The sequence below is a fragment of the Streptomyces sp. NPDC029139 genome (assembly GCF_055564335.1).
On the sequence record NZ_JBVHWN010000009.1, the window covers coordinates 29,062 to 53,269 of the forward strand.

A 24,208-nucleotide genomic window follows, 5' to 3' on the forward strand; every position below is an offset into this window, starting at 1 on the left:
TGGCGGAGGCAACTGGGGCGGCGGGCCGGAGACCGGTGGGGTGGGTGGCGCGTTCGGGCTCGGCGACGGCGTCGGCTGGGGGTCGGGCGAGCCCGACGGCTGCCCCGGCGACGGCAGATGCGTCGTGCCGGGTGTCGGTGTCGTGGTGGGCTGCGGGCTCGGGCTGGGACTCGGCGAGCCCGTACCGGTCGGGCTCGGGCTCGGACTCGGCGTGCTCACCGGTGCGTCCCGCCCGTTCCGCACGCGGTGCTCGCCGCGCAGGAGTGCGCGTACGCGCCCGTGCCCCGTTCCATGAGTCCCCCCGACTCCGCCGGACTGCGGCCGAAACTTGCAGGCCAACGCGTCAAACCCCATGATCGGCGGATGGGTTGACCGAAAGAAGCCGCATGCGCGTCATCGGTCTGCGGAGGCGCCCGGAATGCCGTGGTCCACGGCGTCGGACGCGCCGACCGCCCGGAATCCCCTTACGGATCCGTGACGTGCGGCCGGTCGGACGCCTCGTCGGGACCGGGGCGGCATAGCTTCGGGGCATGCGCGTACTTGTGACTGGAGGAGCGGGCTTCATCGGCTCGCACATCGTCGCCGAGCTGATCGGACACGGGCACGACCCGGTGGTCTTCGACATCGCGGAGGACGGGCGGGACGTACGGGATGCCGCTGCCGTGCGGAAGGCCCTGGCCGGGGTCGACGCGGTCTGTCACCAGGCGGCCAGGGTGGGCCTGGGCAAGGACTTCGGGGACGCACCGGAGTACGTGTCGGTCAACGACCTCGGTACGGCGGTGCTGCTGGCCGAGATGGCGGAGGCCGGCGTGCGGGGGCTGCTTCTCGCCGGGTCGATGGTCGTCTACGGCGAGGGGCGGTACGCGTGTGCCGCGCACGGCGCGATCCGGCCCGGTCCGCGTGCCGAGGCCGACCTGAAGGCCGGTCGGTTCGAGCCGCGCTGTCCTCACTGCGGTGCCGACCTGACGCCCGGCCTGGTCGCCGAGGACGCGCCGATGGACCCGCGGAACGTCTACGCCGCCACCAAACTCGCTCAGGAGCACCTCGCGTCCTCGTGGGCCCGGGCGATCGACGGACGCGTGATCTCGCTGCGCTACCACAACGTCTACGGGCCGGGGATGCCCCGCGACACCCCGTACGCGGGCGTGGCCGCCCTGTTCCGCTCCGCGCTCGCGCGCGGGGAATCGCCGCGCGTCTTCGAGGACGGCGGACAGCGGCGGGACTTCGTCCACGTACGGGACGTGGCCTCGGCCAACGCGGTGGCCCTGGAGGCTCTGGCGGACGGCCCGGGCTTCACCGCGTACAACGTCGGCAGCGGCCATCCGAGGAGCGTCGGCGACATGGCCCGGGCGCTGGCCTCCGCGTGCGGAGGCCCGGACCCGGTGGTCACCGGCGAGTACCGGCTGGGCGACGTGCGGCACATCACCGCCGACTCCGCGCGGCTGCGCCGCGAGCTGGGCTGGCGCCCGGCGGTGCCGTTCGCCGAGGGGATGGCCGAGCTCACGGGTGGCGGGGAAGGCCCGGCCCTGCGGGAGGCCGGCCTCGCCCGGCAGCCGTAGGGCGGCAGGGGCCGGGCTGCGGGGAGGCTACCCCGCCGGTGCCGGCAGCGTCAGTTCGAAGCGGCAGCCGCCGGAGACGTTGCGGACGTCGGCCCGGCCCGCGTGGGCCTCGACGATGCCGCGGACGATCGCCAGGCCGAGGCCCGCCCCCGAGGGCGGAGTACGTGCCGGGGTACCGCGCCAGCCGGTGTCGAAGACGCGCGGGAGGTCCTCCTCGGGGATGCCTCCGCAGGCGTCGGTGACCGAGAGCACCACGGAGTCCGCGCGGCGTTCGGCGGCGATCGCGACGGTGCCGTCGGCGGGGGTGTGGCGGATGGCGTTGACGAGCAGGTTGGAGAGAACGCGGGTCATCTCCTTGCCGTCCACCTCCACCGGGAGCGGTGCGACGTTCTCGCCCGCCAGGCGCACGCCCTGTTCCCGGGCGAGGGCGTCGGCGCCCGCCAGGGCGTCTCCGACCAGGTCGTAGAGGGACATCCGGGTGGGGCTGAGGGACAGCGCGCCGGCGTGGATGCGGGAGAGCTCGAAGAGGTCGCCGACCATGGAGTTGAGGCGGTCGACCTCGGTGCGCATCTGGCGGTGGTAGCGGGCGGGATCGGCCGCCATGCCGTCCTCCAACGCCTCCGACATGGCGCGCAGCCCGGCCAGGGGGGTACGCAGGTCGTGCGAGATCCACGCCACGAGCTCGCGCCGGGAGGTCTCCAGGGCCCGCTCGCGTTCGCGGGAAGCGGCCAGCCGTTCGCTGGTGAGGGCGAGTTCGCGGCTCAGGGCCGCGAACTCGGCGGGGGCGGGGACGAGCGGTGGTGTGAACGTGCCCTGCTCCCCGAATCCGCGGGCCGCGCGGACGAGTTCCCGGCATCGTCGTACGACCTGGCGGCCGAGGAGCAGCGCGGTGGCCAGCGACACGGCGGCCGCCATCGCGACCACCATGGTGACCACGGCCAGGTCGTGGGAGGACAGGAACATCGCCCACGCCACCGCGAGCGTCCCGGCGAGCATCGCGGACACGGCGACGGCGGCGACGACGGCGAGGGACACCGCGAGACTCCGGTGCCTGAGGACGCGCAGCGCCATGGCTCCCAGAAGCCCCGCGGCGCCCGCGCCGAGGAGGGCGTACAGGGCGATCAGCAGCAGGTCACGCACGGCCGGCCGCCGTCTCGACAGCCGTCTCCGCGGCCGGCGCGGCCTCCGTGGCCGGGCTCGCCTCGAAGCGGTAGCCGACACCCCAGACGGTCCGGATCAGTCGCGGGTTCGCCGGGTCGTCCTCGACCTTTCCGCGGAGCCGGCGCACGTGGACGGTCACGGTGGACAGGTCTCCGAAGTCCCAGCCCCAGACCTCGCGCATCAGCCGCTCCCGGTCGCAGACCTGCCCGGGGTGCCGCAGGAAGTACGCCAGGAGGTCGAACTCCCGCAGGGTGAGGGCGAGTTCTGTGCCGTTCTTGGTGACCCGACGCGCCGCCGGGTCCAAGGACAGACCCTCCGCGGCGAGGCGCGGCTCACCGGCCGGAGGGGCGGCCGTCGCCCGGCGCAGGACCGACCGGACGCGCAGGACGAGCTCTCGCGGGCTGAAGGGCTTGGTCACGTAGTCGTCCGCGCCCACCTCCAGGCCCAGGATCCGGTCGTCCTCGTCGCCGCGCGCGGTCAGCATGATGACCGGGACGGGCCGTGTGCCGCTCTCCCTGGCACGCAGTCGGCGGCAGACCTCCAGCCCGTCCATACCGGGCAGCATCAGGTCGAGCACCATGAGGTCGGGCCGGAGCTCTTCGGCGGCGCGCAGCGCGGCCGGCCCGTCCGCCGCCAGGCGAACCGCGAAACCGGCCCGCATCAGATACCCGGCCACGACCTCCGAGACGGTCGGATCATCGTCCACGACGAGAACACCACCCAGCGCGCCGGTCTCGTCGGTGCCGTCGGCCCGGTGTCCTTCGGACGCGCTCTCCCCATCACTCACTGCCATGGCTCCAGGGTGTCACCCGGCCGGGCCCAGACGTGGCCCGGATGCCCCTCCGCCGGGATGGCGTCCGCGTTTCGTAAGGAGTGGAAGGGCCTTTTCCCGCTGCCCGGTTCCTACGGTGTGGAGGTGACTTCATCTTCCAGCGCACCGCCCCGCGCGGACCTCGTACTGCCGTGCCTCGACGAGGCGGAAGCACTCCCCTGGGTATTGGGGCGCGTGCCCGCCGGATGGCGGGCCATCGTCGTGGACAACGGGTCGACCGACGGCTCCGCGGAGATCGCCCGAAGCCTCGGGGCGACCGTCGTGCACGAGAGCCGACGCGGCTTCGGTGCGGCCTGCCACGCCGGGCTGCTCGCGGCGCGGGCCGACCTGGTCTGCTTCTGCGACTGCGACGCCTCCATGGACCCGGGGCTGCTCGCGCCGATGGCCGCACGGGTGGCGTCGGGTGAGGTCGACCTGCTGCTCGGCCGTCGCCGCCCGCGGAGCTTCGGCGCATGGCCCGCGCACGCCCGCGTCGGGAACCTGGCCCTCGCACGGATGCTGCGCCACCGCACCGGCCTGCGGCTCCACGACCTCGGACCGATGCGGGTGGCCCGCCGGGAAGCCCTGCTCGGCCTCAGGCTGACCGACCGGCGCAGCGGCTACCCGCTCCAGATGGTGGTGCGCGCCGCGGACGCGGGCTGGCGGGTCGCCGAGACGGACGTCCCGTACCTGCCCCGCTCGGGCAGGTCCAAGGTCACCGGGACCTGGCGGGGCACCTGGAACGCCGTCCGCGACATGCGCCGGGTCCTGGCGGAGCCGCCCGGCGCACCGTCCGTCGCGGCCGGGGAGGTTGCCGTATGAGCACCCTCCTCGTCATCGCCAAGGCTCCCGTGGCGGGTCGGGTCAAGACCCGCCTCACCCCGCACTTCACGCCGCAGCAGGCGGCCGACCTGGCACGCGCCGCGCTCGAGGACACCCTTGCGGCCGTGCTCGCCACTCCGGCCGCGCACCGCGTCCTGGTGCTCGACGGGCGGCCGGGCGCCTGGGTGCCCGAGGGCATCGAAGTCGTTCCGCAGACCGCGGGCGGCCTCGACGTCCGCCTGGCCGCGGCCTTCTCCCACGTCGACGGACCGGCCCTGCTCATCGGCATGGACACGCCCCAGGTCACCCCCGATCTCCTCGCCCAGGGCCTCGACTTCGGCGGGACCGACGCCTGGTTCGGTCCCGCCGACGACGGCGGGTTCTGGGCGCTGGGCCTGGCCGAGCCCGACCCCGCGCTGTTCCTCGGGGTCCCCATGTCCGTGTCGCACACGGGGCGGGAGCAGCGCCGACGGCTGACCGCGTCCGGGCGCGCGGTCCGGGACCTGCCCGAGCTGTGTGACGTGGACACCCCGGCCGACGCGGCACAGGTCGCGGCCGCCCTGCCCGGCTCACGCTTCGCCACCCTCCACGGTGGCCTCTGCGCGGTGACGCGATGACCACCCATGTGACCGAGCCCGCCCTCGCCTGGCGTGCCGACCCGTACGCCTCGGCCCTCCGCTCCGGCCGGGGCCCGCTCTACCTGCGCCGAGGCGACGGCCGGCTGCTGCCCCTGGAGGTCGAGCGCTGGTGCGCCGCACCCGACGCGGCCGACGCCACCGTCCTCGACCGCTGCGACGGCCCGGTCCTGGACGTCGGCTGCGGACCCGGTCGCCTCGTCACCGCCCTCGCCGCCCGCGGTCACCGGGCTCTGGGTGTGGATGTCACCCCGGAGGCGGTGGCGCGCACGGTCCGCGCGGGAGGCAGCGCTCTGTGCAGATCGGTCTTCGATCCCCTGCCCCGTGAGGGCCGCTGGGACACCGTGCTGCTCATCGACGGCAACATCGGTATCGGAGGCGATCCGGCCGCCCTGCTGCGCCGCGCCGCCCAATTGGCCTCCCCCACCGGCTCCCTGCTGGTCGAGGTGGCCACCACCGAGGTCGACGAACGGATCGAGGTCCACGTGGACGACGGCCGCGGCGGCCGCGGAGCGCCCTTCCGATGGGCCCGGCTCGGCACGCGGGCCCTGTGCGCCGAGGCCCTGGAGGCCGGCTGGACCCGCGCCCTCACCTGGCAGGCCGCAGGCCGCGGCTTCGTGGGCCTGGGCCGCTGACGACGCGACGTGGAGGGGGCCGTCGCGGGACACGCGTAGGCCCCCTTCTCCGTAGCCCCCGGCTCACCGCCGCCGGGCCGCCCGTCGCAGGCACGCGCGCACCCCGACGTACGCCACCGTGATCACGGCGACGGCCGCCATAGCGAGCAGCCAGTTCCGCGCGTAGTCCAACGGCAGGACCGTCGCGTTGGCCACGCCTTCGGGGCGCAGGAGCGGTGGCAGGGCGATCGCCGTCAGCGAGCCCGCGACGATCAACGCGGTGCGCGGAGCTCCCCGCAGGCGCAGACCCACCGCCGCGGCGAGCGCGGCGATGGCGAGGATGAGCGGGGCGATCAGCCCGTCGTGCACGAGGACCCCACCCGCGAGCCACAGGCCGACCCGCCACGGCTCGGGCTGCTCCAGTACCAAAGCACCGCCGAAGGCCATCAGGACGAGCCCACAGCCGCCCACCATGTACCGGAACACCATCACCGCACCTCCAGCCGGCCGACCCATTTGGTCTGCAGCACTCCGGGCCGGTTCGGGGCGATGATCCGCGCCGGGTAGCCGTGGTCCAGGGACAGGACTTCGCCGTTCAGGCCCAACGCCAGGAGGGTGAGCGGGTCCTGGGCATACGTGCGACCCATCTCCGTCACCCGGTACGCACCCGCCGCCTCCAGTGAGACCACCCGGCACCGTGCCCCCGGGCCGGCGCCCGCCCTGTCCAGCAGGTCGCGCACCCGTACCCCCGTCCAGCGGGCGGACTTGCTCCAGCCCTCCACGCAGGCGATGGGCAGGCTCACCTCGTACTGCGCCATCCCGCGCAGTTCCTCAAGGGTGAGGCTGTACGGGCGCGGCCCGGCGACGGTCAGCCGCCAGGCGGTGAGCGAGGCCGCGGTGACGCGTGCCGCGGCGGCCGTGCGGTTGACCGGCAGTCCCTGCGGACCGTGGTCCGGACTGCGCGGGCCGAACAGGTTCAGCGGGCCGAGTGCGGTGACGGACTGGCCGGCCGTCGTCAGCGTGACGGCGCCGACTCCGGCCGCGACGGCCGCCAGCAGCTGACGGCGGTCCGGTTCGTCGGCGGCGGGAAGGGAGAGGGTGCCGGGTGAGCGGCGGGTGAAGTGGTCCCGCACCCGCGGCCATTGCACGGCCACGTGGATCAGCGTCGCGCCCACCAGGACCCAGCCGACGGCGTAGTGCACGGGCACGAAGGAGAACGGCCAGGGGTACCACTGGAAGGTGTTCAGCAGCCCGGTGACCAGCTCGAAGATTCCCGCGGCGACGAGCACGGCCACCGAGAGGCGTTCCAGGGCGTGACGGACCGACCGGACCGGGGGCCACGTGAAAAGCCTGGGGAACACCGCCCACAGCTTGGCCGACAGCAGCGGGATCGCGGCGATGCCTGAGGCCACGTGCAGCCCCTGGGTGAGCCGGTAGCCCCAGTACGGGCGGCTCGGCAGCCGGTCGGCGAGCCAGGCGGGCGGGTGCTGGAGGAAGTGGCTGAGCACGCCGGTCGCGAAACAGACGACGATGGCGAGCCCGAGCCAGCGGCCGATCGCGGTCGCGGTACGGGCGTCATGCAGACGCGCCGAGAAGATGATCGGCGGTCCGGGAGGCGGAGTGAGGCGCATGAGCCCATGACACCCCCGGGCGGACCCGTACGGGTCGCCGGAACACCTTACGAAACACGGACGCGCGGGGCGCCCGATCCCACTTCCGGGACCGTTCCTGGAACGCTGCGGACGTGAACCCGCGCACCGCCCTCACCGCCCCGGTCCTCGCCGTCCTCACCACCGTCCTCGTCCTCACCGTCCGGTACGACGGCTACTTCACCGACCCCGGCGGGCTGTTCCGGTGGTACGCGGCGTGCTGGGTGCTGTTCGCCGGGGCTGTGCTCGCGCTGCGCCGGGTTCCGTCCTCCCATGTCGTACCCCTCCTCGTGGCCGGCGCGATCGCCGTCACGGTGACCGGACTGGTGGCGCCGCCCCGGACCAGCACGGACGCGTACCGCTACGCCTGGGACGGCCGCGTCCAGTCGGCCGGCGTCTCCCCCTACGACCACGCTCCGCAGGACCCGGAGCTGCTCCGTCTGCGCGACTCGTGGCTCTTTCCCACGGGGGCGGCCTGCAGCGGACCCGACCGTGCCCGTGTGCCGCATCCCGGGCCGGCGCCGCACTGCACGCGTCTCAACCGGCCCGCCGTACACACCATCTACCCGCCCGTGGCCGAGGCGTACTTCCTGGCCGTCGACCGGCTCTCCCCGGAGGGGGCCCGGCACAAGCCCCTGCAGATCGGCTCCGGCCTGATCTCCCTGGGCGTGACCGGTGCGGTGCTGCTCATCCTGCGCCGTAGGGGGTCGGACCCGCGGCGGGCCGCGTACTGGGCGTGGTGCCCGGTGGTGCCCGTCGAAGCGGTCAACAACGCGCACGTGGACGTCCTCGGGGCGCTGCTGGCCGTGACCGGACTCGGACTCGTCGCCGTCCTTCCGGATCGCCGGTCGGCCGGCGGGCTGGTCCTCGGCGCCGCTGTCGTCACCAAGCTCATGCCCGCCGTCGTCCTGCCGGGCGCGCTGTCCGAAGTCCGCCGCGTCCGCGACGCGGCCGCCGTGCTGCTGCCCGTGGCCGCGTTCTCCGCGCTCGCCTACCTCCCCTATGTCCTCCTCTCGGACGGTTCCGTCCTCGGCTACCTCGGCGGCTATGTGGAGGAGGAGGGCTACGACGACCCCGCGGACGGATCCCGGTACGCGCTGCTCCGCCTGATCCTGCCCGACAGCTGGGCGCTGCCCGTGGTCCTCGTCGTCATGGCGGGCGTGTCCGTGTACGTGATGTGGCGCGGTGACCGGCACCGGCCCTGGAGCGGCGCGCTCCTGGTCACCGGCTGGGCCTTCGCCCTCCTCACACCCGGCTACTCCTGGTACGCCCTGCTCCTGGTCGCCCTCGTCGCACTGGACGGACGCTGGGAATGGCTCGGCGTCGCCCTGGCCGGCCCAGCCGTCTACGTCTTCGGCCGGGTCTTCGACCACCGGGAGCCGACGGCCGCGACGGCGTACGGTCTCGCTGTCCTCATCGTCCTCGCGGCCACCGCCGTGCGTCGGCGTCGCCGAACCGGAACGCGTCAGCCCGAGGACGTCTCCGTCCAGGCATCGGGGCCGGGGTCCCCGCCCTCGGCCCGGACCACGAGCCGGCCGGCGTAGCGGCGCCGGCCTCGGCGTGCGCGGCGCACGCCTCGAGGCGCTGTGCGACCGGCGGGTCCGAGGCCGGCCGGCCTCGCTCGTCCGTCACTTGGGCGGCAGTGTGCTCGCGAAACCCACGGCCGTCGTGATCCAGTGGTCGAGGACCTGATCCTGCGCGAGCGCGGGGCCGCCGACGGTCACCCAGCCGCGCATGGGCTTGCCTGTGAAGTCCATGGGGCGGGCCTCCGGGCGGGCCAGGGCCACCTCGGTGTGCTCGGGGCCCACCCGGGCGATCAGCTCGTCGCCGACCACGCCCACGGTCATGTTGCCGCCGAGCAGGAAGGCCAGGCCGCCGAACATCCGCTTCTCGGTGAGGTCCGGCCGCTCACCGAGCCCCTCCCGGATCCGCTGGGCCAGCCCTTCGTCGTACGTCATGGGACCCACTCTTCCGTACGACCCGACGACGCGCCGTGCGGGAGGAGCCGTCAGCAACCGGAACCGCTCGGTCGAGAGCCGCCGGCCCTCGCCGTCACCGCGCGGCTTCGCGTGCTCGTCGCTCGCGTCGTGCCGCTCGCCGTCGAGGCGCCGACGCATGCCGCCTACGGGCGAGGAGCACCGCCGCCGAGGCGACGAAGAGGGCAGCTGTGACAAGCAGCCAGCGTCCCAGGAACCCGTCGGCCGGGAGCCCCGTGTACGCGGTGTAGTGGTCGACCCGGCCCAGGATCAGCGGCCACCAGACCAGCAGCAGAAGTCCCGACACGAAGACCGGAACACGCAGGTGGTTGACGCTCGTCCTCGGCGGCTCCTCCCCCGCCCATGCCTTCTCCCCGCACAGGCGCTGCGCGGCCCGGTCGGTCACCGCGTAGAAGGGGAGCAGGACGAGGTCATGGAGGAGCGCCGCACCGACGAACCACAGGGCCACGCCGAGAGTGTCCCCTTTGAGCAGCCGTACGCCGGTGTACGCGGCGAGTGCGAAGGAGGCCAGCACAAGAAGCAGGTGGAGGGGGGAGGCTCCGTAGCGGCGGCGGAAGGCGGCCATGGGGCTCATGCCGGCTCTCCGAAGGTGATCCGGGTGACCCACTTGGTGTTGTGGACGCCCGGCGCGCCCGGGACGATCACGCGGGCCGGATAGCCGTGGTCCCGCGAGAGCACGGCTCCGTTGACGCGTAGGGCCAGAAGGGAACGGTGGTCGCGTACCTGGTTGTCCCTCAGGACGACGGAGCGGAACGCCCCTCCGCGCTGTACCGATTCCACCAGGGTCCGCGGGGTGCCCGTGCCGTGCCCGACCAGTGCGGCCAAGTCCGTGAGCCGAACGCCGCTCCACAGCTGGTCGGAGGTGGACCAGCCCTCGACGCAGGCGATGGGCAGAGCCGCTTCGTGCTGCTCCATGGCCAGGAGCGCGTCCCGGGTCAGCACGACCTGGCGGCCCGCGCCGCGTACGGTCAGCCGCCAGGCGGGGCCGATGTCGCTGGGCCGGACCCCGACGGATGCCGCGGTCTTGTTGATCTGGAAACCGTTCGGTCCCGAGCCGGGGTCCCTGCCGTGCGGGGCGAGCAGCGCCGTCCGGCGCCACCAGCCGCCCACGCTCTGCCCGGCCGTCACCACGAACAACGCCAGGGATCCCAGTCCGACCATGCCCAGGGCGCCCCGCCGTGAGATGGTCGGCGGCGCCGGCCGGGGCGACGCGAGGCCGGCCGCCTCCTCCGTACCGGCTTCCGGCAGCTCGCGTCCGTACCTCACCGCGCGCAGGGCACGCGGCAGCCGGAAGGCCACGTGCACGACGAAGGCGCCGATGAACACCCACGCCCCGTAGAAGTGGAGGACGTAGAAGGAGCCCGGGAAGATGTAGTGCAACTGCACGTTGAGGATGCCGGTGGCGAACTCGAAGCCGGCGCCGCCCACCAGCAGGAGCAAGGACAGGCGCTCGATGCCGTGGCTCACCGACCGTACGGGCGGCCACTGGAACAGCTTCGGGATGACCGACCACAGCTTCGCCAGCAGGACCGGCACGAGGACGACGCCCAGGACCACGTGCACGCCCTGGTTCACCCGGTAGAGCCAGTACGGCGAGGTCGGCCAGGAGAACAGGTAGAAGCCGAGCCACCCCTTGTCCGGCGTCTGGTCGTTGACCGGCGACAGATCCGGGTTGTACGCGGCGTACGACAGCAGGCCCGTGACGAACAGCAGGGTGATGCCGACCAGCAGCACGAGTCCGAGCACGGCGGTCAGCCACAGCCCCCGCAGCGGGCTGCGCCAGAACTCCGGCCGCGTCGGCCCCGGCGGGGGCCCTGACACGACGGCCCGGGGACGCGTCGGCACCGCCGGCCGCTTCGCGGGCTCCGACGGCGCCCGGGACGGGGGTTCGGGCCGGTTCCGCTCGCCGTCGCTCGCCTCCACCGGGGCACCTCCGCACAGTCGCCGATCGTCGGAGACGAACATCCCGCATTGGAAACCGGGCCGAGCCCGTGACACGCCCACCCGAGGCCGCCCGGTGCCTCCTATGGCGCCGTACGTTGTCGACGCCCCCGGGGCCGCAGCCGTCCTGCGGCTCGGGCTCCGGTCGGGGCCTTCGTGGTGGTGAGGGCCGACCCACTCGTCCGCCCGGCGACGCCGACGACGGCCCGCCGCGTCGTCCTCACCTCGCTCAGTTGCCGGACGCGCGCCCTCCGCCCGGCACCTGACGTGCCCTCGCGGCCTCGGCCTTCGCGTCGCTCACCACCGCGGCGGCCTGCTTCGCGACCTCATCGGCAGCCGCGGCGGCATCGAGTGAAAGCGGCGAACCTCCCTCGATCTCCGGGGCCCCGTCTTCGTCCGCCGCGCCGCCGGAATCGGTAGAGGCCGTCTCCTCCGGTCGTGCGGACGCGGGCGGACCCATCGTCGTCCGATCACCGAATGCGTGGGTGACGGCGCGAACGGCCTCGGTCAGCTCGCCGGGGATCACCCAGAACGTGTTGTTGTCACTCTTCGCCAGATGCGGGAGCGTCTCGAGATACTTGTAGGCAAGGATCTTCGGGTCGGCATTGTTGCGATGAACGGCCTGGAAGACGCGCTCCACCGCCTTCGCCTCGCCGTCCGCCCGCAAGATCATGGCTTGCTGCGTACCCTGCGCCTCCAGGATGTCCTTCTGCTTCGTACCCTCCGCGGTGAGGATCTTGGCTTGCCGCTCCCCTTCGGCGTGCAGGATCGCCGCGCGCTTGTCGCGCTCGGCCCGCATCTGCTTCTCCATCGCCTCTTTGATGGTGTGCGGCGGATCGATGGCCTTGATCTCCACGCGGTTGACCCGGATGCCCCACTTGCCGGTGGCATCGTCGAGGACGGCGCGCAGGCGGGCATTGATCTCCTCGCGCGAGGTGAGCGTTTCCTCCAGGTCCATGGAGCCGATGACGTTCCGCAGGGTGGTCACGGTGAGCTGATCGATGGCCTGCAGGTAGTCGGCGACCTCGTAGGCCGCCGCCCGCGGGTCGGTGATCTGGTAGTACAGCACGGTGTCGATGTTCACCACGAGGTTGTCCTCGGTGATCACCGGCTTGGGGGCGGACGAGTACACCTGCTCGCGCACATCGAGTTTCGTGTTGACGCGGTCCGCCACCGGCAGGACGAAGTTCAGGCCGGGTTGCAGCGTCCGCCGATACCGGCCGAACCGCTCGATGTTGTAGCGGCGCGCCTGCGGGACGATACGCACCGTGGCGGCCACGAGAAAGACGACGACGAGGGCCGCCACGAAAAGCGGGATGACAACCGGGTCCACAATGCCTCCGTCGGACGTGTTCGGCCGTTCACGGAAGGAGTTCGCGGGGGTAGACGACAGCCGTGGCGCCCTCGATCTCCATGACATCGACCAGCGCTCCCACCGGGATCACGAGGCTTTCGTCGAGAGCCCGAGCCGACCACTCCTCACCGGAGAGCTTGATCAGGCCGTGGCTCGCGGTGACCTCCTGCATGACCTCGGCCCGCTTGCCGATCAGCGCGTCACTGCCCTCGCGCACGAGGGGTGCTTGCGCCAGGTGACGCAACGCGACAGGACGGACGACGAGGAGACCCGCTGCCGCTGTTACCGCGAGCGCGACGAGCTGGCCGAAAAGGCCGATTCCGGTACCGGCGACCACAGCGGCAACCAAGGCGGCACTCGCGAGCAACCCGAAAACCAACGTCAGGGTGAAGAACTCCGCGACACCGAGCGCCGCGGCGGCGAGCAGCCATACGAACCACGGCATCGGATCAGCCTCCCTCAGGGAACTCATCCCTCCACCTACCCATCCCGAACACGGACAGAACCGACATAACGGTCGCGGTCTGGGACGCGAATGCCAAGTAAGGTCCTCCGCGCCGACCTCCCCCCCCCTTGCCGTCGTCGATCAGCTCCGCCGTCGCCGGCTGAGCGCGCCATGACACAGGGTCTGTGGCAGTGGCGGTTTTTCCTTGCTGTCAGGCCGGCGACTCGCCGTCACGACGGCCACACCGGTGGCGCCGAGCACGACGGTGAGCGGCAGCCGCTTCCTGTCCATCGGTCACTGTCCCATCCACTTGCCGGTGTCCCCCATGCCGTTCTGGCACCACTCGTCGGCGATAGCCTGAAGGCGGTCCTCGCACTCGCCGGGGCTCGCGTCCGGCTATTCGTCCGTGAGCCCCGACGTGGTCAGGCGGCGCAGTCGTATTGCTTGGTCAGGTTCTCCACGGCCTCGAGGACGACGGTGCGCGAGTGCTTCGTCAGCGACGCGTGGTTCCCGTCCCGTCCGGCGATGGCAACCGGCGAGATCTTGAGAGCGACCGTGATGTGCTGCGTGTCCAAGCTCTTCATCTTCTTCGCGCACCCGGCCGGCAGCTGGACCTCGCTCTGCCGCTGGCCCACCCAGCCCGTCAGGCCCTCGCCGATGGAAGTGGAGTCCTTCGGGGGATCGTTCAGCGTAGGGGTGGGCCTGACATCCAGGGTGTACTGGAGCCGCACGGTGCCCTTCTCAGGGTTCTCCCGGTTGACAAAGCAGATGGTGGAGAAGATCGGGTCCGCCCGCTCGCTCGCCTTCCCGGAGCTGTTCGGCACGAACTCTTCGACGCGGACAGCCCCGCCCTTGCCGTCCTGGAGGAGAGCGGCCGTCTTCTCCGTCAGCATCCCCAGGCACAGGTTCTGCTCGCGCAGCTTCTTGAGCTCCGTAGGCCACAGATTGACTGCCGCGACAACAGCCGCCGCGACGATGAGCACGCCGGGCAGAACGAGGTACTTCTTGTTCATCTACGGCTGCCCCATCTTCATCTGGGCATCCTGGATGCCGTTCTGGTACCACTGCTCGGCGGTGGGCTGGAGTCCGTCCTCGTACTCACCCGGGCTCACGTCCAGCTCCGTCTCCGGGTCGAGGCCCTTTTCCGTCGCCATCTCGCGCATCATGGCGTACATCTGGTTCTCGCCGTTCTCGAAGTGGTCGACCATGTTGTTGCGCGTCTCCGCGTCGACCTTGGCGTTTCCTGCCCTCATCTGTGGACTGCGCATGGTTCATCCTCAAGGGGTAGTCCCAGCCGAACAGTTGTCGCCGGACCGAAGCCGTCCCGGGGAAAGCGGCTCGGATCATGTCCACGGCGGCGAGGCCGCCGCCCGCTGAGGCGTCTCACGGCTGGGTGGAAGGTGCGTACGTCGGCGGTTCGTACGTGTACGTGGGCGGGTTCCAGGTCGGCGTGGGTGACGGGGCGAAGGGCCCCATGCGGTTCTGCATCATCACGAGCATGAGGATGGCGAACACCGAGCTGGCGATGATCAGGGCGAGGCCGATGGGGTTGCGGGGGTTTTAGGTGTAGCGGCTCGTCCCCCACGGGCTCTTCTTGAAGACGGGCTCGTCATCGTGATGCACAGGACGTCCTCCGTAGTCGGGCGCAAAGGTGGTCGGGGCTGCTGTGACATGCCCGGCAGGGCCCGGCGGTCGTCGCCACGGCGGCCGAGGTCACGCGCGGGCACGCGTGCTCGATTCTGTGGTGGTGATCGTCGCGCGTGCCTGCGTCCCCTCGCCGCCGGCCTCGACGAGGTCGTCGACGTGGAAGAGGCGGGCGATGGGGACGTCGGTGCTGCTGTGGGCGATGATCGAGAAGGCGATGCAGACGGCGATCAGGGTGTACGCCTCCTGGCCCTGAGGGACGCCGGCCTGGAGGACCAGCAGTCCGTAGACGACCGACGCGAATCCCTTCGGACCGAACCAGGCCGCGACGAGCCTCTCCCGGCGATCGATCCTCGTACCCAGCAGCGACAGAAGCAGTGACGCGGGGCGGATCAGCACGATCGCGAGGATCACCGCCACGTACCCGCCGAGAGACAGGTCCCCGAACAGCTGCGGGGCGAGCAGCGCGCCGAACACCAGAAGGGCTGGGAACTTCGCGAGTTCGGCCAGCGACTCGCCCAGCGGCTCGAAGGCGCCCTTGGACTCCGGGGAGATCGCCGCGAGGACCGCGCCCGCGGAGAAGGCGGCGAGCACCATGGCAGAAGTCCCCCGATCGACACGTATCAGCAGAGAGAGCTCTCTCCCCGCTCGCCGACCAGGCTTCCCGGCACACCAACGCCGACCTTATACGTCTCTTACGCGATGTCGACAGGTCCTTGACGGGCAGCCGGAGACGGGTGCGGTTGCCGGGAGCCGGCAACGTTCCACTGGTGCGGCCTCACCGAGGGCCGGCCCGGTGATCCTCGACAGCTGCCGACCGGCATCGCCGCCCCCCGTCTCCGCGCCCCGCTACGCGCCGTTCGCCGCGCCCGTACGCGAGCCGGTCTGGTAGATGTCGGGGATGCCGTCGGCGTCGTCGTCGCGCTCCTCCTCTTCGTACAGGCGCTTGTAGAGGCGGTCGCGGCGGCGCAGGAGGACGGCTGCCAGGGCCGCGGCGATCAGTGAGCCGACAAGGACAGCTGCCTTGATGTGCTCGGCCTGTGCCGGGTCCGGGAAGGCCAGTTCGCCGATCAGGAGGGCGACGGTGAAGCCGATGCCGGCCAGGGTGGCGAGTCCGAAGACGTCGGCCCAGGCGAGGTCGGGGTTGAGCTGCGCCCTGGTGAATCGGGCGGCGAGATAGGTGCCGAGGAAGATGCCGAGGATCTTGCCGACCACGAGGCCGATGACGACGCCGAGGGGTTCGGGATCCGTGAACACGCGGGTCAGAGCCGCCCCGGACACGGTGACGCCGGCGGCGAACAGCGCGAAGAGGGGGACGGCCACGCCCGCCGAGACGGGGTGGACGAGGTGCGAGACGCGCGCGCCCGGGGACGCGGCCTCGCCCTTGTCGCGGGTGGTGCGCAGGATCAGGCCCATGGCGACGCCGGCGACGGTGGCGTGGACGCCGGAGTTGTACATCAGCGCCCAGGTGGCGATGCCGAGGGGCACGTACCACCACCAGCCGCGCACCCGGAAGCGCTGCAGAGCGTAGAAGAGGGCGAGGCCGGCGAACGCGCCGCCGAGCGCCCAGAAGTTGAGGTCCGAGGTGAAGAAGATCGCGATGATGAGGATGGCGCCGAGGTCGTCGACGACGGCCAGCGTGAGCAGGAACGCCCGGAGCGCGGACGGGAGATGGGTGCTGATGACCGCCAGGACCGCGAGGGCGAAGGCGATGTCGGTGGCCATCGGCACGGCCCAGCCGTCCAGGCTGCCCCCGCCCGCGGCGGCGGTGAGCGCGTACAGCGCCGCGGGTACCACCATGCCGCACAGGGCGGCGACGACCGGGAGGGCGGCCGTGGCGGGCGTACGCAGCTCGCCGACGACGAGCTCGCGCTTCAGCTCGATGCCCGCCACCAGGAAGAAGACCGCGAGGAGACCGTCAGCCGTCCAGTGGCCGACGGACAGGTCCAGGCCCAGGGCGGGTATGCCGAAGTGGAAGTCCCGTACGGACTCGTACGCGGCGCTCCACGGGCTGTTCGCCCACACCAGCGCGACGACGGCGGCGGCGAGGAGGACGAGTCCGCCGACCGTCTCCGTGCGCAGGGCCTCGGCGACGGCCTGGCGTTCGGGCCACGGGAGCAGACCGAGGATGACTTTGCGGGGGCGTGCCTGAGTCACGGGAAGAGACCTCCGGGGCATGTCGGCAAACGGGCACACAGGCCCTCGGACGCCGACCAGACTTCCCGGCACACCAGCATCGTCTTGATGCGTTCTTCACACCCTATCGGGTGGCCGGGGGTCCCACCAGGCGTCTCTCACCTGCTGGAACGCTGGGACAGGTGAGAGGGCCCGTCCCCACCAAGGCGCGAGGTGGGAGCGGGCCCTCTCAGGAACCGGGCCGCCGGGGGGGCGGTCAGACGGTGGTCTTCACCGGCTCCTGGTCTTCGTCCTCGTCCGTGTCGAGACCGGCGTCACGCTTCTTCACGAAGGCGAGGAAGGAGTTCAGCTCCCGCTTGACCACCGGGGCGAGGAGGTAGAGGCCGATGATGTTGATGACCGCGAGCATGAAGAGCACCGCGTCGGCCATGTCGATCAGGGTCTGCAGGGTCAGCAGCGAGCCGGCGACCGCGAAGAGCGTGTAGAGGACCTTGAAGGTGAACTCGCTGGCCTGGGAGCGGCCGAAGAGGTGGGTCCACGCCTTCATGCAGTAGTAGCCCCAGGTCAGCACGGTGGAGATCGCGAACAGCAGCACCGCGACGGTCAGGATGTACGGGAACCAGGGCAGGACCGTGCCGAAGGCGTCCGAGGTGATCGTGACGCCACCGATGGACTCGCCGCCCTCACGGAGCTCGACATAGCTGGCCGGGTTGGCGATGACGATGGTCAGCGCGGTCATGGTGCAGATGACGACCGTGTCGATGAACGGCTCGAGCAGGGCGACCAGGCCCTCGCTCGCGGGGTGCTTGGTCTTCACGGCCGAGTGCGCGATCGGGGCGGAGCCGAGACCGGCCTCGTTGGAGAACGCGGCCCGCTTGAAGCCGATGATCAGCGCGCCGAGGACACCACCGGCGACGCCCTGGGGGTTGAAGGCGCCCTCGATGATCGAGGAGACCGCCGTCGGGACGGCGGTGACGTTGACGGCGATGACGACGAGGCAGGCGGCGATGTAGATGCCGGCCATGGCGGGCACGAGCTTGCTGGTCACCGAGGCGATGGAGCGGATGCCGCCGAGGAGCACGATGCCGACGAGGGCGGCGATGAGGATGCCGAAGAAGAGCGCGCCGGCCGACGATCCCAGGGCGCCGTTCTCGCCGCCGGTGACGGAGACGAGCTGGGCGTAGGACTGGTTGACCTGGAAGAGGTTGCCGCCGAAGAGGCCGAAGAAGAGGATCATGAACGAGGCGAGCACGGCGAGAACCTTGCCGAGTGTCTTGCCGTTCTTGCCGAAGCGTTCGGCCAGACCCTTGGGCAGGTAGTGCATCGGACCGCCGGAGACCGTGCCGTCGGCGTGCACCTCGCGGTACTTCACACCGAGGGTGACCTCGACGAACTTCGTCGCCATGCCCAGCAGGCCGCACAGGATCATCCAGAACGTGGCACCCGGGCCGCCGATGGAGACCGCGACGGCCACACCGGCGATGTTGCCGAGACCGACCGTGCCGGAGACGGCGGCGGTCAGCGCCTGGAAGTGGTTGACCTCACCGGCCGACCCCTTCTCGTCGTATTTGCCGCGCACGACGTTCACGGCGAGCCGGAACTTGCGCAGCTGGACGAAGCCGAACCAGCTGGTGAAGACCAGGCCCGCCACGACGAGCCAGGCGACGATCAGTGGCAGCTGCGTGCCCCCGACGGGTACGGCGTAGAAGACGATCTCGCCGAGCCACTTGGCTATGGGCTCGAAGAAGCCGCTGACGGCCTTGTCGATGGACTGGGTGAGGGAATCGAGTGACACGGTGGGGACCTCAGTGCGCAGGACCGGCGCGCGGGAGGCTGCGCCGGTGGGGAGTGCGGTCTGTGAGCGAACGCCGTTGTCCGATCGGCGACCCGAGGTGTCGACGTCCGCGGACTCGGAGCGTGATCACCTTGGTCGTGCAGGCCGGTGCGTGCCGGCGGCTCCACGAGGCGGCGAGGGATGGTGCCACCTGCGGAGTTGCGCATTCCTACCACGACCCACCCGATCCGTCGTGTGACACACCTCACATAACGGAAGGTGATCTTCCGAAAGCCCAGCCAGCGTGACTCGACCGTTATCCGAACACATACATCCGTTCACAGGACACTTATCTCCGCAGGTCAGCAGCGTTCGGCCTCACAGACCTGTCCCGCGGCTCTGCTCAGCGGCCGAGGGACGGGCGAGGTGCAGCGTGTCGGTGTCCACGTCGGAGTCGAACACGTCGTGGCGCACCGCACCACAGAGCATCAGCGGCCAGAAGCCGACGACCACAACCACCGCCGCGGTCCACAGCGCCGGTGGCAGCCCCCTCGACGGAGCCATGTCACCCTTGGTCCGCGCGTCGGGAGCTCGTCGACGACGCCACGTGCAGGGGGGAGGACCCGTGACGGAACGGGAGTCGACCGAGGAGTACCTGGAGGGGTACGCCGAGATACTGAAGGGCGTCTGCGCCACGGGACGCAGGCTGACCCGCGAGGAGCTGGAGGGGCTGCGCGCCCGCGGCGAGCGGGCCGCGGAGGCCGGCATGGGTCTGCGCGCTCTCGTCCGTGCCCACCTCTCCGCCGCGAGGGCGGTGGGTGCCGAGGCGTCGAGGGGGGCTCACGCCCATCTTCTGGCCGCCGTCGAGCAGGCCGTGGACGCCTTCGCCGAAGGGCATGACCGGGCGCAGCGCCTGGCGGTGCGTCAGGAGGAGGCGGCCCGCCGTGAGTTCATCGACGATCTGTTGTACGGACGCAGCGATCTCGGCCGCCTGGCCGAGCGCGCGGAACGCTTCGGGCTGCTTCTCTCCCAGGCCCACGCCGTGGCCGTCGCCCAGGGGCCGGAGCCGTACGCCGACGGCTATCCGGTCTCCCGCGGCGTCGAGTCCTCGCTCGTCGCCCGCTTCGGCAACCGACGCATCCTCCTCACCACCAAGGACGGCCGGCTGATCTGCGTCGCGCCCGCCGACGAGCCCGACGTGCTCACCTACTTCGCGAAGCAGGCGTACGCCGCCACCGACGGCGGCCAGGTCGCGATCGGCCGCCCGCACTCCGGAGCGGGAGGAGTCGTCCACTCCTACGAGGAAGCTCTCAACGCGCTCGACCTCGCCGAGCGCATGGACCTGAACGACCCGGTCCTGCATGCCGCGGACCTCCTGGTCTATCCCGTCCTCACCCGCGACCGGCAGGCCATGGCCGACCTGGTGCTCAGCGTGCTCGGCCCGCTGCAGCGTGCCAGAGGCGGCGCCGAGCCGCTCCTGGACACCCTCACGGCGTACTTCGACACCGGCTGTGTGGCCGCCGAGGCCGCGCGCCGACTCGCCCTGAGCGTCCGCGCCGTCACGTACCGCCTCGACCGCATCCACCGGCTGACGGGCGCCGATCCGGGCGACCCCGCCCAGCGCTACACCCTCCAGACCGCCGTCGTCGGTGCACGTCTCCTCGGGTGGCCCGACCAGGAACTCTGACCGCTGGGAGCGCCGAGACAGCGCCGGACAGGCACACTGACGGTAGGAGTCCCACAGCAGCGGTGGAGGCGGTCCCCTTGAGTCACCCCGCAGACGACGAGCGCATCCTCGCCGAGATGGAGCACGGTCTCACCCACGACGATCCCGCCCTCAGCGCCAGGATGGAGACGCTGAGCCGACAGCTCCCCGGGCGACCGGAGCGGCCAGGGAAGGCTCGCCGGTCACGGCGCGACCCCCGATTCGTGACAGCGGTCGTCCTGGCGGTCATCGCCCTGCTGGGACTGATCCTGACGGCTGCCCTGAACACACCGCCCGCGCCTCCCGAGGGGGAGGTGACCCGGCCGGCGGCGCATAGCGCCCTGGTGACCACGCACTGGTGATCGAGTCCAGCGACGCTGCGACCGGGAGGAACGGCGACCCGCGCCCGTCTCGGTCAAGCCCCGGCAACAGGTGAGACCGCCGGAGACGCCGTAACCCGTACCGCGCGCACGTCCATGCGCGCGATACGGGTTACGGCGCCGGGCGCGCGCAGGATGGCGGTCAGGTGGCCTGACCGCCGGGCGGAGCGGCTCAGCCGCCGCTCTTGCGCCTGAACGACCGCTGGCTCGCGGCCGGGCCGTGCGCCGCGCGCACCTTCGACGCGTCGGGGTTGGCGGCGACATCGGCCGCGTCCGCCTGCGCACCGCGCTTGCGCTCCAGGGCCTCGCGGAACTTGCGCTTGAGGTCGTAGTTGCCGTCGCTGTCCGGCGCGAGGGGGGACGCGTCGGGGGCAGCCGGCTCCGAACCTTCCGTCGTTACGGGCTCTGCGGTCATGGTGACCTCCTGGGTTCGGGGATGGGCCACCACAGCTTGTCATGCCGGGCGCGCTGCGGGGCACGCAGGCGACTTCGCGGGCGTTCTCTTCGCGGGCGGCTCAGGACGGACCGGGGCCGGGGCTACGCCGCGTGCCGCTCGCGTGGTCCCGGGGAGGCGGCTGTCGCCTCCGCCAGGGCGCGCGTGTATTCGAGGTCCCAGACCAGGCTGAAGGCCGCCAGCGACGGGCCGTCGGCGTGTACGGCGTGCAGCAGGCGTCCGGTGGCGATCGCGCCGGTGACGGCGCACCGGTGAACCACCGGCGGTCGGCAGACCCGGCGGGCGACGCGCAGCAGCCGGTGTCGGTGACGCAGGTCGTCGCGCACGGACGGCAGCCGGCGGGAGTCGGGCACGAGCTGATCGATGAGGACGTCGAACCGGGCGCTGAGGGCCGGGATGCGGGTCCAGTTCCGGAGGGTGCGATCGCTGTCGTGCCAGACGACCGCGCCGGGGTCGAACGTGAACCGGCAGCCGTGCCGGGAGAGCCGGAAGCCCAGTTCGACGTCCTCCTGCCTGGCCAGACGTTCCTCGAACCCGCCGACGGCGCGGAAGTCCGCGCGACGGACCGCGAGGTTGCCGGTGTAGCAGTGGGTCCACGCCGGGGTGCTCTCGCCGCTGCCCAGCCGGTCGTACTCCCGCCCCAGACGATCGGCGTCCCAGTGCGTCCAGGGCGGCAGGCGCCGCCCGGGTGGGGAGAGGATCGGGCCGAGCGAGACCACGGGTCCGGCGGCGCGGCTCAGGGCGGCGTGGTGCCGGGCCACCAGCTCGGGGTGGGAGATGCAGTCGTCGTCGATGAACAGGACGTACGGCGCGTCCGAGAGGGCGACACCCTTGTTGCGGCTCGCGGCGGGCCCGGCCGATTCCGCGTTGCGGACGACGCGGATCGGGCGGGCGGGGTGGGACGCCTCGACGCGAGGCGCCACCGGGTCCCGGCTGCCGTCGTCGACCACGATCACACCGAAGTGCTCGAAGGTCTGGTTCCAGAGCGCGCCGAGACAGGCCGCCAGCTTCTCGGCCGGGCGGTCACGGGTCGCGATGACGACGTCCAGCTCGGTGTCTCGTCCTGGTCCCTGCGTGTCCGCCATCACGTCCGCCTTCCGGTATGCGCGTGTTCAGCGGCCGTCCACAGCCGCGTCGCGGGGTCACCTGTCGTGCTCGGGGGGTGTGTAGTGGGAGAACCAGACCGTGCGATGCGCGTCGCCGGCGGCGAGCAGGTCCGACACGGTGATGCCGCGCAGCCCGCGCCGCGCCAGTCCGCCGATGAGGAGGTCCGCCATCCTGGCCCGGTCGAACACGCGGTCGTACGGAGGGTGGGGGCTCGCGTCCTCGTCGATGCCCGCGCGGCCGTCGTGCGCGAGGACGATGGTCCCCGCGGTGGCCCGGGTGAGGACGCTGTCCGCGACGTCCCGCTCGTCTCCACCGCGCCAGTCGAGGCTGTCCAGGTCCCATACGACGCAGTCGAGGCCGGCGTCCCGTATGCCGAGGTAGCTCCGTACGGTCTGGGACCCGAAGGGGGGCCGGAACAGGGTGACGGGGGTGCCGGCGATCGCCGCGAGTTCGGATGCGGCCGCTTCGAGGCGCACCCGTACGGCCTTGCGCGACAGGTGGGCGAGGCTGCGGTGATCGGCTCCGTGCAGTGCGACCTCGTGCCCCTCGGCGACCATGCGGCGGACGAGTTCGGGGTGGCGGCGGGCGTTGCCCACCAGCAGGAAGAACGTCGCGTGGCAGGCCCGGTCCGTGAGGACGTCGAGCACCTGCGGGGTCCAGGTCCGGTCGGGCCCGTCGTCGAACGTCACGGCGACGTAGGGGAGGCCGGTCCGCACGCGGCGGATCGATCCGAGCCAGCGGCCGGCGAGTGCGTCGACGGCGAGCCGGGCCGCTCGGCGGCCCCGCGGCCCCAGGAGTCCGCGCATCGACTCGACCACGCCCGTGGGGGCGTCGCTCAGCGCGTCCTGTCGCATGACGCACCTCCACGGCGGGGCACCGTCGGCGGAACCGCCGCGGGGACGCGTGCGAAACCTCCGCGAGAGCCACGGGAGCGACGCACGCGGGGGTCGCTCGCCGGGCCGATCACGTCCACCATCGGCGCACCACCTTCTCGGCCTCCTTGTCGCGCGGCGTGTAGTCGAGCACGTCGTCCCGGCTGCCGCGCGGCGTCACGTCCCAGACCCACCAGAAGACACCGGCCCACCAGGACTCGCTCCGGAAGCTCGCCAGCAGCGCCTCGTAGCCGGCCGCCTGCTCCGCCTGATCCGGCGTCCTGCTGATCGTCCAGGAGTACGGGGCGGTGGTGGACCCGCGCTGGCTGGCGTAGCCGGCCTCGGTGAACAGGATCCGGCGACCGTGTTCGGCCGCGAAGGCCGCCAGCTCCTCGCGGATGGGTCGCCAACTCTTCTCCAGCGCCCGCGCGTCATGGGTGGGCCGCGTGCTCAGGGGCCAGTAGGCGTCGACGCCGATCAGGTCCAGGGCGTCCCAGAAGGCGACCCGGGTGTACTCGTCGTAGTTGGCCGCGTACACCAGCGGCCCCGGATAGCGCTCGCGCACGGCCCGGACGACGTTCAGCCACCTGTCCCGGTCCTCCGAGACCCCTTCCAGTTCGGTCCCGACGGCGAACTGCTCCACTCCGGTCCGTCCGGCCAACTCCGCGTAGTGGGTGATGAAGGCGGTGTAGGAGGCGAACCAGGCCGCCCGGTCGCGTGGCCGGATGGTGCCCCGGCTCTCGCCGTCCGGCAGATCGACATGCGGTTTGAGCAGGACCTTCAGTCCGCGCTCGTGGGCGAGGGCGATCACCTTCCGCACTCCGGCGTCGTCGGGCGTCTGCCACACGGCACCGGCCGGCGCGCGGATGACCTCGTCGGCGTCGGCACCGGCCTGGAACCAGGTGGGCGCGATCTGGACCCATCCCGCGCCGACGTCGGCGATGTCGTGGAGCCGGCCCTGGAGTATCCGCGTATCGCCGTAACCGTCACTGGAGTAGGTGGGCAGCGCGAAACCCTGTTGGCGCTGCTGCGCCGGGCCGGGTGCGGGGTCGGCGGACCAGCCGGACGTCACCGTGACGGCGAGCACGATGCTCAGGGCGACGCCGGCCAGGAGCCGTGCGTATCGCGTCAACGCACCCTGGGCAGCA

The 24,208-nt window shown here is 71.9% G+C and carries 26 protein-coding genes and 1 pseudogene; 7 read left to right on the top strand and 20 right to left on the bottom strand.

Going from position 1 to position 24,208, the window contains the following annotated elements:
- Positions 1–530 precede the first annotated feature (530 nt).
- The gene (locus ACZ4VW_RS20735; protein WP_467964412.1) at positions 531–1,559 is read left to right on the top strand and encodes an NAD-dependent epimerase/dehydratase family protein; all 1,029 of its coding nucleotides are present in this window, start codon (positions 531–533) and stop codon (positions 1,557–1,559) included.
- A 27-nt stretch (positions 1,560–1,586) separates the two neighbouring features.
- Here ACZ4VW_RS20735 and ACZ4VW_RS20740 read toward each other — a convergent pair whose 3' ends face one another.
- Both ACZ4VW_RS20740 and ACZ4VW_RS20745 read right to left on the bottom strand, forming a co-directional pair.
- Positions 1,587–2,699: a sensor histidine kinase gene (locus ACZ4VW_RS20740; protein WP_467964414.1), complete on the bottom strand. Its 1,113-nt coding sequence runs from the start codon at positions 2,697–2,699 to the stop codon at positions 1,587–1,589.
- Complete coding sequence (locus ACZ4VW_RS20745; protein WP_467964797.1) at positions 2,692–3,381, bottom strand: winged helix-turn-helix domain-containing protein; 690 nt, start codon at positions 3,379–3,381, stop codon at positions 2,692–2,694. Before ACZ4VW_RS20745 ends, ACZ4VW_RS20740 begins: the two co-directional genes overlap by 8 nt.
- A 255-nt stretch (positions 3,382–3,636) precedes the next feature.
- Here ACZ4VW_RS20745 and ACZ4VW_RS20750 point away from each other — a divergent pair, with 255 nt between their 5' ends.
- Genes ACZ4VW_RS20750 through ACZ4VW_RS20760 form a run of 3 tightly spaced genes read left to right on the top strand, consistent with a single transcriptional unit; the run spans position 3,637 to position 5,623 of the window.
- Positions 3,637–4,353, top strand: a complete 717-nt coding sequence (locus ACZ4VW_RS20750) for a glycosyltransferase family 2 protein (RefSeq protein ID WP_467964416.1) — start codon at positions 3,637–3,639, stop codon at positions 4,351–4,353.
- The gene (locus ACZ4VW_RS20755; RefSeq protein WP_467964418.1) at positions 4,350–4,970 is read left to right on the top strand and encodes a TIGR04282 family arsenosugar biosynthesis glycosyltransferase; all 621 of its coding nucleotides are present in this window, start codon (positions 4,350–4,352) and stop codon (positions 4,968–4,970) included. Before ACZ4VW_RS20750 ends, ACZ4VW_RS20755 begins: the two co-directional genes overlap by 4 nt.
- Positions 4,967–5,623: a class I SAM-dependent methyltransferase gene (locus ACZ4VW_RS20760; RefSeq protein ID WP_467964420.1), complete on the top strand. Its 657-nt coding sequence runs from the start codon at positions 4,967–4,969 to the stop codon at positions 5,621–5,623. Before ACZ4VW_RS20755 ends, ACZ4VW_RS20760 begins: the two co-directional genes overlap by 4 nt.
- A gap of 63 nt (positions 5,624–5,686) precedes the next feature.
- Here the strand turns inward: ACZ4VW_RS20760 and ACZ4VW_RS20765 are convergent, their stop codons facing one another.
- Both ACZ4VW_RS20765 and ACZ4VW_RS20770 read right to left on the bottom strand, forming a co-directional pair.
- The gene (locus ACZ4VW_RS20765; protein WP_467964422.1) at positions 5,687–6,091 is read right to left on the bottom strand and encodes a hypothetical protein; all 405 of its coding nucleotides are present in this window, start codon (positions 6,089–6,091) and stop codon (positions 5,687–5,689) included.
- A complete protein-coding gene (locus tag ACZ4VW_RS20770; protein WP_467964424.1) occupies positions 6,091–7,233 on the bottom strand; it encodes a molybdopterin-dependent oxidoreductase in 1,143 nt (380 codons plus the stop codon). The genes ACZ4VW_RS20765 and ACZ4VW_RS20770 overlap by 1 nt, the downstream gene beginning before the upstream one ends.
- Positions 7,234–7,346: 113 nt before the next feature.
- Here ACZ4VW_RS20770 and ACZ4VW_RS20775 point away from each other — a divergent pair, with 113 nt between their 5' ends.
- Entirely contained in the window at positions 7,347–8,795 is a 1,449-nt protein-coding gene (locus tag ACZ4VW_RS20775; RefSeq protein ID WP_467964426.1) for a glycosyltransferase 87 family protein, read from the top strand.
- A gap of 84 nt (positions 8,796–8,879) precedes the next feature.
- Here ACZ4VW_RS20775 and ACZ4VW_RS20780 read toward each other — a convergent pair whose 3' ends face one another.
- The 12 genes and pseudogenes from ACZ4VW_RS20780 to ACZ4VW_RS20835 form a co-directional block, all read right to left on the bottom strand.
- The gene (locus ACZ4VW_RS20780) at positions 8,880–9,209 is read right to left on the bottom strand and encodes a TfoX/Sxy family protein (protein WP_467964428.1); all 330 of its coding nucleotides are present in this window, start codon (positions 9,207–9,209) and stop codon (positions 8,880–8,882) included.
- Between the two features lie 94 nt (positions 9,210–9,303).
- Positions 9,304–9,813, bottom strand: coding sequence for a hypothetical protein (locus tag ACZ4VW_RS20785; protein WP_467964800.1), 510 nt, complete (start codon positions 9,811–9,813; stop codon positions 9,304–9,306).
- Between the two features lie 5 nt (positions 9,814–9,818).
- On the bottom strand, positions 9,819–11,213 hold the full coding sequence (locus ACZ4VW_RS20790) for a molybdopterin-dependent oxidoreductase (RefSeq protein WP_467964430.1): 1,395 nt from the start codon (positions 11,211–11,213) through the stop codon (positions 9,819–9,821).
- A 205-nt stretch (positions 11,214–11,418) separates the two neighbouring features.
- Entirely contained in the window at positions 11,419–12,522 is a 1,104-nt protein-coding gene (locus ACZ4VW_RS20795; RefSeq protein WP_467964432.1) for an SPFH domain-containing protein, read from the bottom strand.
- 28 nt (positions 12,523–12,550) lie between these two features.
- Positions 12,551–12,988, bottom strand: coding sequence for an NfeD family protein (locus tag ACZ4VW_RS20800; RefSeq protein ID WP_467964435.1), 438 nt, complete (start codon positions 12,986–12,988; stop codon positions 12,551–12,553).
- Between the two features lie 422 nt (positions 12,989–13,410).
- Positions 13,411–14,001, bottom strand: coding sequence for a hypothetical protein (locus ACZ4VW_RS20805; RefSeq protein WP_467964437.1), 591 nt, complete (start codon positions 13,999–14,001; stop codon positions 13,411–13,413).
- Positions 14,002–14,256 carry a hypothetical protein gene (locus tag ACZ4VW_RS20810; RefSeq protein WP_467964439.1) on the bottom strand — a complete coding sequence of 85 codons (255 nt, stop codon included), beginning with the start codon at positions 14,254–14,256 and terminating at the stop codon, positions 14,002–14,004.
- A gap of 115 nt (positions 14,257–14,371) precedes the next feature.
- Positions 14,372–14,503 carry a hypothetical protein gene (locus ACZ4VW_RS20815; RefSeq protein WP_467964441.1) on the bottom strand — a complete coding sequence of 44 codons (132 nt, stop codon included), beginning with the start codon at positions 14,501–14,503 and terminating at the stop codon, positions 14,372–14,374.
- A gap of 198 nt (positions 14,504–14,701) precedes the next feature.
- Positions 14,702–15,223, bottom strand: a pseudogene (locus ACZ4VW_RS20820) (cation:proton antiporter domain-containing protein); the annotation flags it as partial.
- Positions 15,224–15,481: 258 nt separating this feature from the next.
- A complete protein-coding gene (gene nhaA / locus ACZ4VW_RS20825) occupies positions 15,482–16,810 on the bottom strand; it encodes a Na+/H+ antiporter NhaA (protein WP_467964443.1) in 1,329 nt (442 codons plus the stop codon).
- A gap of 214 nt (positions 16,811–17,024) precedes the next feature.
- Positions 17,025–18,563, bottom strand: coding sequence for an alanine/glycine:cation symporter family protein (locus ACZ4VW_RS20830; protein ID WP_467964445.1), 1,539 nt, complete (start codon positions 18,561–18,563; stop codon positions 17,025–17,027).
- Between the two features lie 357 nt (positions 18,564–18,920).
- Positions 18,921–19,106 (bottom strand): hypothetical protein, encoded by a 186-nt coding sequence (locus ACZ4VW_RS20835; protein ID WP_467964447.1) that lies wholly within the window; start codon positions 19,104–19,106, stop codon positions 18,921–18,923.
- Between the two features lie 61 nt (positions 19,107–19,167).
- Here ACZ4VW_RS20835 and ACZ4VW_RS20840 point away from each other — a divergent pair, with 61 nt between their 5' ends.
- Positions 19,168–20,229 carry a PucR family transcriptional regulator gene (locus ACZ4VW_RS20840; RefSeq protein WP_467964449.1) on the top strand — a complete coding sequence of 354 codons (1,062 nt, stop codon included), beginning with the start codon at positions 19,168–19,170 and terminating at the stop codon, positions 20,227–20,229.
- A gap of 77 nt (positions 20,230–20,306) precedes the next feature.
- A complete protein-coding gene (locus tag ACZ4VW_RS20845) occupies positions 20,307–20,609 on the top strand; it encodes a DUF3040 domain-containing protein (protein WP_467964451.1) in 303 nt (100 codons plus the stop codon).
- Positions 20,610–20,799: 190 nt separating this feature from the next.
- Here ACZ4VW_RS20845 and ACZ4VW_RS20850 read toward each other — a convergent pair whose 3' ends face one another.
- The 4 genes from ACZ4VW_RS20850 to ACZ4VW_RS20865 form a co-directional block, all read right to left on the bottom strand.
- Positions 20,800–21,042, bottom strand: a complete 243-nt coding sequence (locus ACZ4VW_RS20850; RefSeq protein WP_467964453.1) for a DUF5302 domain-containing protein — start codon at positions 21,040–21,042, stop codon at positions 20,800–20,802.
- Between the two features lie 122 nt (positions 21,043–21,164).
- A complete protein-coding gene (locus ACZ4VW_RS20855) occupies positions 21,165–22,166 on the bottom strand; it encodes a glycosyltransferase family 2 protein (RefSeq protein WP_467964455.1) in 1,002 nt (333 codons plus the stop codon).
- Between the two features lie 57 nt (positions 22,167–22,223).
- Positions 22,224–23,042 (bottom strand): polysaccharide deacetylase family protein, encoded by an 819-nt coding sequence (locus ACZ4VW_RS20860; protein ID WP_467964457.1) that lies wholly within the window; start codon positions 23,040–23,042, stop codon positions 22,224–22,226.
- A 109-nt stretch (positions 23,043–23,151) separates the two neighbouring features.
- Positions 23,152–24,192: a glycoside hydrolase family 113 gene (locus ACZ4VW_RS20865; RefSeq protein ID WP_467964458.1), complete on the bottom strand. Its 1,041-nt coding sequence runs from the start codon at positions 24,190–24,192 to the stop codon at positions 23,152–23,154.
- Between the last annotated feature and the right edge of the window lie 16 nt (positions 24,193–24,208).

Coding starts and splice junctions, on each gene's coding strand:
- ACZ4VW_RS20735 (WP_467964412.1), top strand. CDS start 531: ATGCGCGTACTTGTGACTGGAGGAGCGGGCTTCATCGGCTCGCACATC.
- ACZ4VW_RS20745 (WP_467964797.1), bottom strand. CDS start 3,381: ATGCGGGCCGGTTTCGCGGTTCGCCTGGCGGCGGACGGGCCGGCCGCG.
- ACZ4VW_RS20755 (WP_467964418.1), top strand. CDS start 4,350: ATGAGCACCCTCCTCGTCATCGCCAAGGCTCCCGTGGCGGGTCGGGTC.
- ACZ4VW_RS20760 (WP_467964420.1), top strand. CDS start 4,967: ATGACCACCCATGTGACCGAGCCCGCCCTCGCCTGGCGTGCCGACCCG.
- ACZ4VW_RS20765 (WP_467964422.1), bottom strand. CDS start 6,091: ATGGTGTTCCGGTACATGGTGGGCGGCTGTGGGCTCGTCCTGATGGCC.
- ACZ4VW_RS20770 (WP_467964424.1), bottom strand. CDS start 7,233: ATGCGCCTCACTCCGCCTCCCGGACCGCCGATCATCTTCTCGGCGCGT.
- ACZ4VW_RS20780 (WP_467964428.1), bottom strand. CDS start 9,209: ATGACGTACGACGAAGGGCTGGCCCAGCGGATCCGGGAGGGGCTCGGT.
- ACZ4VW_RS20785 (WP_467964800.1), bottom strand. CDS start 9,813: ATGGCCGCCTTCCGCCGCCGCTACGGAGCCTCCCCCCTCCACCTGCTT.
- ACZ4VW_RS20790 (WP_467964430.1), bottom strand. CDS start 11,213: ATGTTCGTCTCCGACGATCGGCGACTGTGCGGAGGTGCCCCGGTGGAG.
- ACZ4VW_RS20800 (WP_467964435.1), bottom strand. CDS start 12,988: ATGCCGTGGTTCGTATGGCTGCTCGCCGCCGCGGCGCTCGGTGTCGCG.
- ACZ4VW_RS20805 (WP_467964437.1), bottom strand. CDS start 14,001: ATGAACAAGAAGTACCTCGTTCTGCCCGGCGTGCTCATCGTCGCGGCG.
- ACZ4VW_RS20810 (WP_467964439.1), bottom strand. CDS start 14,256: ATGCGCAGTCCACAGATGAGGGCAGGAAACGCCAAGGTCGACGCGGAG.
- nhaA (WP_467964443.1), bottom strand. CDS start 16,810: ATGCCCCGGAGGTCTCTTCCCGTGACTCAGGCACGCCCCCGCAAAGTC.
- ACZ4VW_RS20835 (WP_467964447.1), bottom strand. CDS start 19,106: ATGGCTCCGTCGAGGGGGCTGCCACCGGCGCTGTGGACCGCGGCGGTG.
- ACZ4VW_RS20850 (WP_467964453.1), bottom strand. CDS start 21,042: ATGACCGCAGAGCCCGTAACGACGGAAGGTTCGGAGCCGGCTGCCCCC.
- ACZ4VW_RS20855 (WP_467964455.1), bottom strand. CDS start 22,166: ATGGCGGACACGCAGGGACCAGGACGAGACACCGAGCTGGACGTCGTC.
- ACZ4VW_RS20860 (WP_467964457.1), bottom strand. CDS start 23,042: ATGCGACAGGACGCGCTGAGCGACGCCCCCACGGGCGTGGTCGAGTCG.